Raw genomic sequence first — 11,950 nt, 5'->3', positions numbered from 1 at the left:
CTACAACCCCCGACGGCTCACCGGGTTACGGGTTGTTTCAAGATCCTTGCCGTGACGGAACCGTTGCCGTTCCATCGGAAGTCCCTCACAGCGAGCGCATATCGTGTGTTGCCGTTCCCGGTGGTCGTGCGGCCGGCCCGAACTCGGCGTGAGATCATCCTGAGTTCCGTCGGCGGCCCGCGGCCCCGGCGTCAAATCGGTTCACCCCAGGGGGAGTCAGATCATGCGATCCATACGGCCGTCGTCCACCGCTCGTCGAGGGAGGAACGCGCGCCGCAGAACCTCCCCCGTGCTGACCGCCGTAGCCCTTGCGTCGGCGCTCGCGCTCACCGCCACCGCCTGTGAGTCGGGCGACGACGCGGGCGCGGACGGCCAGGCCTCCGCATCCGCCGCCGCAGGCACCGGTGACGGGAAGATCAAGATCCCGGACGACATCAAGGAACAGCTCAAAGAGCACGGGATCGACCTCGACAAGTGGAAGAACGGCGCCTGGAAGAACTGGGACAAGGACGACTGGCTGCGCGAAGCCAAGGACTACGTCAACCCGATCATCGAGGGCCTGTGGGACCCGGACCGGATGCGTGAGGCCGAGGACCCGGACAAGGCTGTCGACGACAGCGACATCTCCGGTGACCAGGGCGTGACCGACCCGGAGCCGGCGCCGGTGCAGGCGAAGGCCGTATCGGCCGAGTACCACGCCAACGTCCCCGAGGCGGGCAAGGTGTTCTTCGACTCCCCCGAGGGCACGATGGTGTGCTCGGCGACGGTCGTGCAGGACCCGGCGCACCCGGGCAAGTCCAACCTCGTGTGGACGGCGGGCCACTGCGTGCACGCGGGCAAGAAGGGCGGCTGGTACCGCAACATCGCCTTCGTACCGTCGTACAACGACTCGGCGAAGACGACGGCGCAGCTGGAGAACGCCACCCAGGAAGATGTCGCTCCCTACGGCGTCTGGTGGAGTGACTGGGCGCAGACCTCGCAGCAGTGGATCGAGCAGGGCGGCCAGACGGGCGGCGACGGCGCCTCGTACGACTACGCCGTCCTCCATGTGACGCCGGAGAAGGGCGGCAACGGCAAGTCGCTGGAGGAGACGGTCGGTTCGGCGCTGCCGGTGGACTTCAAGGCCCCGGCGGTGGCGAAGGTGAAGAGCATCACCGCGACCGGCTACCCGGCGGCGCCGCCGTACGACGGCGAGACGATGTTCCAGTGCCAGGACAAGCCGGGCCGGCTCTCGCTCACCGCGTCCGACCCGACGATGTACCGCATCGGCTGCTCGATGACCGGCGGTTCGTCGGGCGGCGGCTGGGTCGCCACGGGCTCGGACGGCAAGCCGGCGCTGGTGTCCAACACCTCCATCGGCCCGGTGGACGCGGGTTGGCTCGCGGGCCCGCGGCTGGGTGACGTGGCCAAGGGTGTGTACGACTCGGTCAGCGACAAGTTCGCCAAGTAGCGATCCGACGGCGGTGGGGTGGCTGACACAGGCCCTTGTCTCACGGGAACCTTCACCATCTCACCGCTGTTCGTCCCGAATTCGCCGGGCATAGTGAGGTGTTGCTTCCGGCGGGCTCTGCCCGGAGGCCTCATCTCCATCTGACAAGCACATGACATAGCGTTTCAACGGGGGATTTCGCACCATGCGTTCCACACGTACGCCCGTCGCGCCCGCGCGCGGCCGGCGGCACACCCTCCTCGCCGCCACCGGCCTCGTCGCGGCCCTGGCGCTCACGGCCACCGCCTGTGGCGGCGGTGACGAGGACAAGGCGGGTGACAAGCCGGGTGCCACCACCTCACAGGCGGCCGACGCCGGCAGCGGCAAGGTCAAGGTTCCGGCCGACATCGCGGGCAAGCTCAAGGAGCACGGCATCGATGTCGACAAGTGGGCGAACGGCGGCTGGAAGGACTGGGACAAGGACAAGTGGCTCAGTGAGGCCGAGGACTTCGTCAACCCGGTGATCGAGGGGCTCTGGAAGCCCGACCGGATGACGTCCGCGAAGGAGGCCAACAAGACGGTCTCGACGAAGGACGCCGCGGCCGGCCAGGGCGTCAGCGACCCGGAGCCGGCGCCCGTGAAGGCCGCTGCGGAGAAGACGCCGTACCACGAGTACGCGGCCCCGGTCGGCAAGGTCTTCTTCGACTCGCCCGAGGGTGCGATGGTCTGCTCCGGCACGGTCATCAAGGACGTGAACCACCCGGGCAAGTCGAACCTCGTCTGGACGGCGGGCCACTGCGTGCACGCCGGTGGCGAGGGCGGCTGGTACCGCAACATCGTCTTCGTCCCCGCCTACAACGACCTCGGCAAGTCCGAGGCCCAGCTGCGCAACGCGACCGCCAGGGAGATATCTCCCTACGGCAACTGGTGGGCCGACTGGGCGTCGACCTCGAACCAGTGGATCCAGGGCGGCTCGGAGACGGGCGGCGCGGGTGCCGCGTACGACTACGCCGTACTGCACGTGAAGCCGGAGCAGGGGTCCAAGTCGCTGGAGGAGACGCTCGGCGGGGCGCTGGACGTGGACTTCTCGGCGCCGTCCGCCGCCGAGGTGACCAAGATGGGCGCCTGGGGCTACCCGGCGGCGCCGCCGTACAACGGCCTGAAGATGTTCAGGTGCATCGACCAGCCGGGCCGGCTGTCGCTCAGCGCGAGCCTGCCGACCATGTACCGCATCGGCTGCACGATGACCGGCGGTTCCTCCGGCGGCGGCTGGTTCCGGGTGGTGGGCGGCAAGACCAAGCTGGTCTCCAACACCTCCATCGGCCCGGCCGACAACACCTGGCTCGCGGGCCCGCAGCTGGGCCGGGGGGCCGAGGCGCTCTACGAGAACATGAGCAAGACGTACGGCGGTCGGTGACACCCACGCCCTGACAGGCCGAAGCCCCCCTCCGCGACCGGCGGAGGGGGGCTTCGCGCTTACTGGATCAGACAGCCGGCGCCGGGACGTACGGCGCGAGATCCGCCGCCAGTTCCTCGTGCACCCGCGCCTTGAGCAGCGTGCCCTCCGCCGTGTGCTCCGCGGAGATCACCTCACCCTCGTCATGGGCACGGGCGACCAGCTTGCCGTGGGTGTACGGCACGAGCGCCTCGATCTCGACGGACGGCCTCGGCAGCTCGTCGTCGATGAGCGCCAGCAGCTCCTGGATGCCGAGGCCGGTGCGGGCCGAGACGGCGATGGCGCGCTTCTCGATCCGCAGCAGCCGCTGGAGCATCAGCGGATCGGCCGCGTCCGCCTTGTTGATCACGACGATCTCCGGTACGTCGGTGGCGCCGACGTCCCTGATCACCTCGCGCACGGCGGCCAGCTGCTCGTCCGGGTTCGGGTGCGAGCCGTCCACCACGTGCAGGATCAGGTCGGACTCGCCGACCTCCTCCATGGTGGAGCGGAACGCCTCGACCAGGTGGTGCGGCAGGTGCCGGACGAAGCCGACGGTGTCGGCCAGCGTGTACAGGCGGCCGCTCGGGGTCTCGGCCCGGCGCACGGTCGGGTCGAGGGTCGCGAACAGGGCGTTCTCGACAAGGACGCCCGCGCCGGTCAGACGGTTCAGCAGCGAGGACTTGCCGGCGTTGGTGTAGCCCGCGATGGCGACCGACGGCACCTTGTGACGCTTGCGCTCCTGACGCTTGATCTCGCGGCCCGTCTTCATCTCCGCGATCTCCCGGCGCATCTTCGCCATCTTCTCGCGGATCCGACGCCGGTCCGTCTCGATCTTGGTCTCACCGGGACCACGGGTGGCGAGGCCGCCGCCCTTGCCGCCGCCCATCTGACGGGACAGCGACTGACCCCAGCCTCGCAGCCTCGGCAGCATGTACTGCATCTGCGCGAGTGCGACCTGCGCCTTGCCCTCTCGGGACTTGGCGTGCTGGGCGAAGATGTCGAGGATCAGGGCCGTACGGTCGATGACCTTGACCTTGACGACGTCTTCGAGGTGGATCAGCTGGCCGGGGCTCAGCTCACCGTCGCAGATGACGGTGTCCGCGCCCGTCTCGAGGACGATGTCGCGCAGCTCGTCGGCCTTGCCGGAACCGATGTAGGTGGCCGCGTCGGGCTTGTCGCGGCGCTGGATCACGCCGTCGAGCACAAGCGCGCCCGCGGTCTCAGCGAGGGCGGCGAGCTCCGCGAGGGAGTTCTCCGCGTCCTGCACGGTCCCCGAGGTCCAGACGCCGACGAGCACGACCCGCTCCAGGCGGAGCTGGCGGTACTCGACCTCGGTGACGTCCTCGAGCTCGGTGGAGAGGCCCGCGACGCGGCGCAGGGCCGCGCGCTCGGAGCGGTCGAACTGGTCGCCGTCCCGGCCTCCGTCGATCTCGTGGCTCCAGGCGACGTCCTCTTCCATCAGGGCATCGGCCCGAAGACCTTCGGGGTAGGCGTGCGCGAAGCGCTTGGTGTCCTGGGAAGGGGAAGAAGAGGAGGTCATTGGGTCCTTACGTCGATGGGGATTCCGATGCGGCGGTTCACTGTGTTCAACGCACGAGTACCCCGGGAGATTCCCGTGTCCCGTGCCGCGCCGACCTGAAGATGGTCGCACGGGACGGGGCGTCTCGTCACCGTGTTATTCGCCGCGCGCTTTCTTGGCCGCCACCGGCTTCCAGTCGGGGTGGCCGGGCATGGGCGGGGTCTTCTCGCCGTACAGCCAGTCCTGGAAGAACCCGCGCAGGTCGCGTCCGGAGACGGTGGATGCCAGCGCCACGAAGTCGGCCGTGGCCGCCGTGGCGTCCCGGTGGCGGCTCACCCAGGCCCGCTCCAGCTGCTCGAAGGACCTGTGCCCGATCTTCTGGCGCAGGGCGTAGAGGACCAGGGCGGCTCCGTCGTAGACGTTCGGCCGGAAGATGCTGATCTTGTGGCCGGGGTCGGGCGCCTTGGGCGCGGCGGGCGGTCCCCCGGCCGCGCGCCAGCGGTCGGAGGCGCCGTACGCCGCCTTCATGCGCGCCTCCATCGGCTTCTTCGCCTTCTCCTGCGCGTAGAGGGCCTCGTACCAGGTGGCATGCCCCTCGTTGAGCCACAGGTCGGACCAGGTGCGTGGGCTGACGCTGTCGCCGAACCACTGGTGGGCCAGCTCGTGCACCATGATCGACTCGACGTACCAGGCGGGGTAGGCGGGCTCGGTGAACAGCCCCTTCTCGAAGAGCGAGAGGGTCTGTGTCTCCAGCTCGAAGCCGGTGGAGGCGTCGGCCATGAGCAGCCCGTACGTCTCGAAGGGGTACGGGCCGACCTTGCTCTCCATCCAGGCGATCTGGTCGGGGGTCTTCTTCAACCACGGTTCGAGGGTCTTGCGGTCCTTCGTGGGCACGACGTCCCGCACGGGCAGGGCGTGGGGGCCGGTGCGGTGCAGGACGCTGGAGCGGCCGACGGAGACCTGGGCGAGCTCGGTGGCCATGGGGTGCTGGGTGCGGTAGGTCCAGGTGGCGGCTCGGCCGTCCCGGTCGACGCCGGTCGGCAGCCCGTTGGCGACGGCCGTGTAGCCGTCGGGGGCGGTGACCCGGATGGTGAACATCGCCTTGTCGGAGGGGTGGTCGTTGCACGGGAACACCAGGTGGGCGGCGTCCGCCTGGTTGGCCATGGCGAGGCCGTCCGTGGTGCGCACCCAGCCGCCGTCGCGGTCCTCGACGGACACGGGGTCGCTGGTGTGACGCACGGTGATCCGCATCCGGCTCCCCTCCGGCAACGGCCGAATGGGTGTCACCACCAGGTCCTCACCCGCTCCGGCGAAGGAGGCGGACTCCCCGTCGACCTCCACCGAGGTGACCTTGCCGTGGGCGAAGTCGAGGTTGACGCGCTCCAGGTCGGTCGTCGTCCAGGCGTCGATGGTGGTGACGGCCTGGAGCGGCTTGTCGTTGGCGCCTCGGTAGGTGAACGAGAGGTCGTACGAGGCGACGTCGTATCCGGGGTTGCCCAGGTGCGGGAAGAGCCGGTCGCCGACGCCGAGCGGGGCCACGGGGGCACTGGCGGCGACGAGACAGACGGAGACGGCGGAGGCGAGGAGCGCTGCTTTCAGGTGCCTGTGGTTCCGGCGGGCCTGGGTGCGCTGGATGCGAGCGGTGAGCGACATGGACCACGGCTATCAGCGCGCGCGTGCCTGACGGCGACGACGCGCGCCCGGCCCACTCGAAAGGGTTGCCCCGCGCTGCGTGTCCACGGCGACACACGCTCACGTCTACGCCCTTGCAGGCTCACGGCATCGTCGCGTGATGCTGCGCCCGGCTCACGTCGTACACGCCCGGTACGTTCCGCATGGCCCGCATGAGGGCGGGCAGGTGCGCCGCGTCGGGGAGTTGCACGGTATAGGTGTGGCGTACGCGCTGCTGGCTCGGGGGTTCGACCGTGGCCGAGACGATCTCGGCGCCCTCCAGGGCCATGGCCTCGGTGAGGTCGGCCAGCAGGTGGGGGCGACCGAACGATTCGGCGACCAGGGTGACCCGGCACTCGGCGCTGTCGCCCCAGCGCACGCCGACCTCCGCGCGCCCCGCGTTCCTCATCCGCGCCACCGCGGCGCACTCCACGCGGTGCACGGTCACCACGCCCCCGCGCACGGAGAAGGCGGTGACCTCGTCGGGCGGTACGGGCGTGCAGCAGCCGGCGAGCCTGACGGTGGCGCCCGGCTGGTCGACCACTACGTTCGCGGTGCCGGGTCGCGCGGCGGAGCCGTCGGGTGCCTCAGTCGTCCTGAAGGGTGTCTCGGCCGTCGCGTGCGCCGGGGCCGACGTCGCGTCCGGATCCGGCGCGCTCTCCTCCGCGTCCGTCCCCGTCGACCCCGGATGCGTCGCGAGCCACCGCTGGATGGCGATCCGGGCGGCGGGTGTGTGGGCGTGCTCCAGCCACTCTCTGGAGGGCTCGGAGGCAGGGTCGTCCTGGCCCATGAGGAGCTGGACGGTGTCACCGTCCTTCAGGACGGTGCTGAGCGTCGCCAGGCGGCCGTTGACCCGCGCGCCGATGCAGGCGTGCGCGTCCTCGCCGTACTGTGCGTAGGCGGCGTCCACGCAGGTCGCGCCCTCGGGCAGACCCAGCGTGCCGCCATCGGGCCGGAAGACGGTGATCTCGCGGTCCTGGGCGAGGTCCTCGCGGAGGGTGGACCAGAAGGTGTCGGCGTCGGGGGCGGCCTTCTGCCAGTCGAGGAGGCGGGAGAGCCAGCCGGGGCGCGTGGGGTCGACGCGCTCGCCGTCGCTCGACACGGTCTGCTCCTCCGAAGGAGGAGCGTAGGGATTGCCCAGCGCGACGACGCCGGCCTCGGCGACCTTGTGCATCTGGTGAGTACGGATGAGGACTTCGGCGACTTGGCCGTCCTCACGGGCGACGGCGGTGTGCAGCGACTGGTAGAGGTTGAACTTGGGGACGGCGATGAAGTCCTTGAACTCCGAGACGACCGGCGTCATACAAGTGTGAAGCTCTCCGAGCACGGCGTAACAGTCCGCGTCCTCGTTCACCAGCACGAGAATGCGCCCGAAGTCCGCTCCGCGCAGCCGGCCGCGTTTGCGGGACACGCGGTGGACGGAGACGAAGTGGCGTGGCCGGATGAGGACTTCGGCCGGGATGTCGGCGTCGCGCAGCACCGCGCGCATCGCCTCGGAGAACTCGGCGAGCGGGTCGTCGGCACGGGAGGCGTTCTCCGCGATCAACTCGCGCGTGTGTTCGTACTCCTCGGGGTGCAGGATCGCGAAGACGAGGTCTTCCAGCTCGGTCTTGAGTGCCTGGACGCCGAGCCGTTCGGCGAGCGGGATGAGGACGTCCCGGGTCACCTTGGCGATGCGGGCCTGTTTCTCGGGGCGCATCACACCGAGGGTGCGCATGTTGTGCAGCCGGTCGGCGAGTTTGATCGACATCACGCGGACGTCGCTGCCGGTGGCCACGAGCATCTTGCGAAAGGTCTCGGACTCGGCGGCCGCGCCGTACTCGACCTTCTCCAACTTCGTGACGCCGTCGACGAGGTAGCGGACCTCCTCGCCGAACTGCTCGCGTACCTGATCCAGCGTCACGTCGGTGTCCTCGACCGTGTCGTGGAGGAGGGACGCCGTCAAGGTGGTCGTCTCGGCGCCGAGTTCGGCGAGGATCAGGGTCACGGCGAGCGGGTGCGTGATGTACGGCTCACCGCTCTTGCGCATCTGACCGCGGTGCGAGGACTCGGCCAGGACGTAGGCGCGGCGCAGCGGTTCGAGGTCGGCGTCCGGGTGGTGGGCGCGGTGGGCCTCGACGACATGGCCGATCGCGTCGGGCAGCCGGTCACGGGAGGGGGAGCCGAGCAGCGCGACCCGGCCCAGGCGGCGCAGGTCGATCCTGGCGCGGGCCTTGCGTCGGGGCACGGCCGGCGTCATCGCGCCTGCTACCGGGCCTGGGCTCGCGGGATTCGTGGCCTCCGCACTCATGGGCACCTCCGGCTGCGTGGACCGGCGAACGGGGTGCCCCATGGCGGGCACGGCTCAGGGGATGGCAACGATTCCCCCGTCCGGGCCGGTGCTTGATGCTACCGAGCCCATCACGTGCGACTGACCGCCTCTCGCCGAGCGTGAAACGGATCACCCAATCGAGCGACGGTTTTAATGTTTACGCTTTTGCGCCACGTGACCTGGGACCTTCCGTCATGTCGAACCCTCATCCGGGCCCCGGAGGTCGTCTTGTGAACCACAGGGGCGCCGGAACCTGGGATTGCAAGCCGTCGGCCCGGTCAACGAAGCGATGTTTCCAGCCATTCGGGGGCGATCTCGCCCTCGGCGACGATCACGGCGGGACCGGTCATCTCGATCTCGCCGTCGGGCCGCTCGGTGATCACCAGGCGTCCGCCGGGGACGTCCACGGTGTACGTCGCCGGGGTTCCGGTGACGGTCGGGTCGACGCCGTCCCTGCGGGCGGCGGCCACCGCGACGGCGCACGCGCCGGTGCCGCACGAGCGGGTCTCGCCGGCGCCGCGCTCGTGCACGCGGATCGCGACGTGGGCCGGGCCGCGGTCGACGACGAACTCGACGTTCACCCCGTCCGGGTAAGCGGCGGCCGGGCTGAACGGCGGCGGGGTGTACAGGTCGCCGGCGTGGTCGAGGTCGTCGACGAAGGCCACTGCGTGCGGGTTGCCCATGTTCACGTTCCGCGCGGGCCAGCTGCGCTCGCCGACGCTCACCGTGACGTCCCCTTCGGGGAGGCGTGCCCTGCCCATGCCGACGGTGACGTCACCCGCGGCGGAGCCGCTGATGGATGCGGTCTTGGCGATGTGGACGCGCTTCACTCCTCCGCGCGTGGCGACCGCGATGTCCCCTTCGGTCACGTGCCCGGCGCGCTGGAGGTAGCGCGCGAAGACCCGCACGCCGTTGCCGCACATCTCCGCGATCGAGCCGTCGCCGTTGCGGTAGTCCATGAACCACTCCGCCTCGGCCGCCATCTCCCTGGCCTCGGGGTGCGCGGCGGACCGCACCACGTGCAGCAGTCCGTCACCGCCGATGCCCGCGCGGCGGTCGCACAGCGCGGCGACGGCGGCGGGCGGCAGGTCGATGGCGTTCTCGGGGTCCGGGACGATCACGAAGTCGTTCTCGGTGCCATGCCCCTTGAGGAAAGCGATCCGCGTGCTCATGCCTCGATCGTACGGTGCCCCTACGACAGGCAGGTCAGCGCAGCCGGGCCACGCGCCACACGGCCAGCACGACCACCGCGGCGACCACGACGACGTACGCCAGCACGACCCGCCAGTCCGGGCGGCGTCCGGAGCCCCGCTGGGACAGCCCGGGCCACGTGTAACCAACGCGGCGTGCGGCCGTCATTCCCCAGCCGGCCGCACAGGAGCTGATCAGCAGCCCCAGCATGGCGATCACGGCGCCGCTGTCACCGAAGTCGAAGGCCAGCGGGAAGGCGAACATCAGGGAGCCGATCGCGGCCAGGGCCACGATGGGCGCGAGCTGCCAGATCCGCAGCCGGCGCTGCGGGCGCAGCTCGACCTCGACCTCGGGCCCGCCGGCGAACATCTCCTCGGGTTCGGGACCGTCGGCGGTCACACCACCCTGGGTGTCGTCCGGCCCGTCAGGGCTCAGACGCACGTCCTCCGGCTCCGGTTCACCACCGCTGATGGTGACGGGCTCGGTGTCCTGTGCGGTGTCGCGAGGGCCGGCCTCCATCGCCACGCGCCCTCCCAACTCGGACTCCACTTGGTCGATCGAAGCTCGATGATGGCACGGCACCGGAGGCACGAATGGCGGCCTGAGCGTCCCGATGCCATGACGTGATCAGGCTGTAACCGGTCGTTCGACCAATGCCAGAGCGAGGTGAGGAAGTTCCGTGACATCCGCCGCCGCCCCACTCAACCAGTGCACCCGCGGATCGCGCCTGAACCACGAATCCTGGCGGCGCGCGAAGCGCTTGGTCGCACGGACGGTCTCGGCGCGCGCTTCGTCGTCCGTGCACTCCCCCGCCAGCGCGGCCAGCACCTGCTGGTAGCCGAGCGCGCGCGAGGCCGTACGCCCCTCGCGCAGCCCGTGCGCCGCCAGGGAGCGCACTTCCTCCACCAGTCCGGCCTCCCACATGCGGTCGACGCGGCGCGCGATGCGCTCGTCGAGCTCGGGGCGGGCGACGTCGACACCGATCTGCAGGGTGTCGTAGACGGAGTCGTGGCCGGGGAGGTTGGCCGTGAAGGGCTTGCCGGTGATCTCGATCACTTCGAGGGCGCGGACGATGCGGCGGCCGTTACTGGGCAGGATCGCCTGCGCGGCCTCGGGATCGGCGGCGGCGAGCCGGGCGTGCAACGCGCCGGAGCCGCGGAGCGTGAGCTCCTCCTCCAGCCGGGCCCGGACCTCGGGGTCGGTGCCGGGGAACTCGAGGTTGTCGACGGCGCCGCGGACATACAGACCGGAGCCGCCGACGAGGATCGGCCAGCGGCCCTCGGCGAGCAGCGCGTCGATCCGCTCGCGGGCGAGCCGCTGGTACTCGGCGACGGACGCCGTCACGGTCACGTCCCAGATGTCCAGGAGGTGGTGCGGGACGCCGCCGCGCTCCTCGGGCGTCAGCTTGGCGGTTCCGATGTCCATCCCTCGGTAGAGCTGCATGGAGTCGGCGTTGACGACCTCGCCGCCGAGTTGCCGGGCCAGGAATACGCCCAGATCGGACTTTCCGGCCGCGGTGGGTCCGACGACGGCGATGACACGGGGGGCGGGGGGTGCACTGCTCACCGCACCAGTCTCCCAAACGTCACGCACTGCCTCGAACGAGTTACGTGACGACACGGGTCCGGGGTCGTTGCCCGTTGCGAGGTTTCCCGCCGCCGGTTCGCAGGGGCGGCGACCCGGGCGGCGTGATCAGACGCACCGGGCGACGCGGGATTTCGTCCGCACGAGTAACGTATGGAGTTGATATGGGCGTTTTTGCGCGACTTTTCCGGAGGTCCAAGGCCACGGAGGAGACGTCGGCCGAAGCCGCACAGACCGCCGAGGCGCAGGCCGACCCCACGGCGGCCGAGCCCGCGGGGGAGACGGCCGAAGCCGACGAGCAGCCGACCCAGGCGAAGGAATCGACCAAGGTCGAGACCGAGGTCGAGGCCGACGCCGAGGACCCTTCGGAGGAAGCCGCCGAGACCCCGGCGGCCACCGCTACCGACGGCGTCGAGATCCCCAAGCAGCAGTCGGCAGGTGAGGCGGCCGACAGCGAGGCCGACGAGAGCGCCCGTACCTGACGGTCCCCGCGTGGGAAGGTGAGCCATGGGTTTGTTCCACACCATGAAGGCCAAGCTCGGCCCGGCCAAGGGCAAGGTCTCCGACCTCGCGCAGCGGCACGAGGGCCGGGTTCACCACGGCCTCGACAGGGCCGCGAAGGTCGTCGACGAGAAGACCGGGCACAAGTACAGCGGCAAGATCCGGACGAGCACCGACAAGGCCAAGGGCGCCATGGACCGTCTCGCGCACAAAGACGGTGACACGACGCGGGGCGCCCCCACCACACCGCCCGACTCGCCACCGCCGACATCCTGAACGACACATCGATCGGCGGACGGCCGCGAC

Annotated in this window: 10 protein-coding genes; 4 read left to right on the top strand and 6 right to left on the bottom strand. The window is 70.3% G+C overall.

Annotation, left to right across the window (positions count from 1 at the left end):
- Nucleotides 1-223 precede the first annotated feature (223 nt).
- Together AC067M_RS14875 and AC067M_RS14870 are read left to right on the top strand one after the other, a co-directional pair.
- Nucleotides 224-1,450 carry a trypsin-like serine peptidase gene (locus tag AC067M_RS14875; RefSeq protein WP_478697396.1) on the top strand — a complete coding sequence of 409 codons (1,227 nt, stop codon included), beginning with the start codon at nt 224-226 and terminating at the stop codon, nt 1,448-1,450.
- Between the two features lie 184 nt (nt 1,451-1,634).
- Nucleotides 1,635-2,846 carry a trypsin-like serine peptidase gene (locus AC067M_RS14870; protein ID WP_478697395.1) on the top strand — a complete coding sequence of 404 codons (1,212 nt, stop codon included), beginning with the start codon at nt 1,635-1,637 and terminating at the stop codon, nt 2,844-2,846.
- A gap of 67 nt (nt 2,847-2,913) precedes the next feature.
- Here the strand turns inward: AC067M_RS14870 and hflX are convergent, their stop codons facing one another.
- The 6 genes from hflX to miaA all read right to left on the bottom strand — a co-directional run bounded on the left by hflX (nt 2,914) and on the right by miaA (nt 11,125).
- Nucleotides 2,914-4,407 carry a GTPase HflX gene (gene hflX / locus AC067M_RS14865; RefSeq protein WP_478697394.1) on the bottom strand — a complete coding sequence of 498 codons (1,494 nt, stop codon included), beginning with the start codon at nt 4,405-4,407 and terminating at the stop codon, nt 2,914-2,916.
- Between the two features lie 135 nt (nt 4,408-4,542).
- Nucleotides 4,543-6,039: a M1 family metallopeptidase gene (locus AC067M_RS14860; RefSeq protein WP_478697393.1), complete on the bottom strand. Its 1,497-nt coding sequence runs from the start codon at nt 6,037-6,039 to the stop codon at nt 4,543-4,545.
- A 121-nt stretch (nt 6,040-6,160) separates the two neighbouring features.
- Nucleotides 6,161-8,347 carry a RelA/SpoT family protein gene (locus tag AC067M_RS14855; RefSeq protein ID WP_478697392.1) on the bottom strand — a complete coding sequence of 729 codons (2,187 nt, stop codon included), beginning with the start codon at nt 8,345-8,347 and terminating at the stop codon, nt 6,161-6,163.
- 299 nt (nt 8,348-8,646) lie between these two features.
- The gene (gene dapF / locus AC067M_RS14850; protein WP_478697391.1) at nt 8,647-9,540 is read right to left on the bottom strand and encodes a diaminopimelate epimerase; all 894 of its coding nucleotides are present in this window, start codon (nt 9,538-9,540) and stop codon (nt 8,647-8,649) included.
- A gap of 34 nt (nt 9,541-9,574) precedes the next feature.
- Nucleotides 9,575-10,078: a hypothetical protein gene (locus AC067M_RS14845; RefSeq protein WP_478697565.1), complete on the bottom strand. Its 504-nt coding sequence runs from the start codon at nt 10,076-10,078 to the stop codon at nt 9,575-9,577.
- A 108-nt stretch (nt 10,079-10,186) separates the two neighbouring features.
- Nucleotides 10,187-11,125 carry a tRNA (adenosine(37)-N6)-dimethylallyltransferase MiaA gene (miaA, locus tag AC067M_RS14840; protein ID WP_478697390.1) on the bottom strand — a complete coding sequence of 313 codons (939 nt, stop codon included), beginning with the start codon at nt 11,123-11,125 and terminating at the stop codon, nt 10,187-10,189.
- A 182-nt stretch (nt 11,126-11,307) separates the two neighbouring features.
- Here miaA and AC067M_RS14835 point away from each other — a divergent pair, with 182 nt between their 5' ends.
- Together AC067M_RS14835 and AC067M_RS14830 are read left to right on the top strand one after the other, a co-directional pair.
- Entirely contained in the window at nt 11,308-11,625 is a 318-nt protein-coding gene (locus AC067M_RS14835; RefSeq protein WP_478697389.1) for a hypothetical protein, read from the top strand.
- 25 nt (nt 11,626-11,650) lie between these two features.
- Nucleotides 11,651-11,920, top strand: coding sequence for an antitoxin (locus AC067M_RS14830; RefSeq protein WP_478697388.1), 270 nt, complete (start codon nt 11,651-11,653; stop codon nt 11,918-11,920).
- The last annotated feature ends 30 nt before the right edge of the window (nt 11,921-11,950 follow it).

The organism is Streptomyces sp. NPDC043427 (assembly GCF_056436655.1).
Note: the sequence above shows the minus strand (reverse complement) of the source record. Positions and strands in the feature narration are given on the sequence as shown.

Excerpts from the sequence above, each read along its gene's own strand:
- AC067M_RS14875 (WP_478697396.1), top strand. The coding sequence starts at position 224 with ATGCGATCCATACGGCCGTCGTCCACCGCTCGTCGAGGGAGGAACGCG.
- AC067M_RS14870 (WP_478697395.1), top strand. The coding sequence starts at position 1,635 with ATGCGTTCCACACGTACGCCCGTCGCGCCCGCGCGCGGCCGGCGGCAC.
- hflX (WP_478697394.1), bottom strand. The coding sequence starts at position 4,407 with ATGACCTCCTCTTCTTCCCCTTCCCAGGACACCAAGCGCTTCGCGCAC.
- AC067M_RS14860 (WP_478697393.1), bottom strand. The coding sequence starts at position 6,039 with ATGTCGCTCACCGCTCGCATCCAGCGCACCCAGGCCCGCCGGAACCAC.
- AC067M_RS14855 (WP_478697392.1), bottom strand. The coding sequence starts at position 8,347 with ATGAGTGCGGAGGCCACGAATCCCGCGAGCCCAGGCCCGGTAGCAGGC.
- dapF (WP_478697391.1), bottom strand. The coding sequence starts at position 9,540 with ATGAGCACGCGGATCGCTTTCCTCAAGGGGCATGGCACCGAGAACGAC.
- AC067M_RS14845 (WP_478697565.1), bottom strand. The coding sequence starts at position 10,078 with ATGGAGGCCGGCCCTCGCGACACCGCACAGGACACCGAGCCCGTCACC.
- AC067M_RS14835 (WP_478697389.1), top strand. The coding sequence starts at position 11,308 with ATGGGCGTTTTTGCGCGACTTTTCCGGAGGTCCAAGGCCACGGAGGAG.
- AC067M_RS14830 (WP_478697388.1), top strand. The coding sequence starts at position 11,651 with ATGGGTTTGTTCCACACCATGAAGGCCAAGCTCGGCCCGGCCAAGGGC.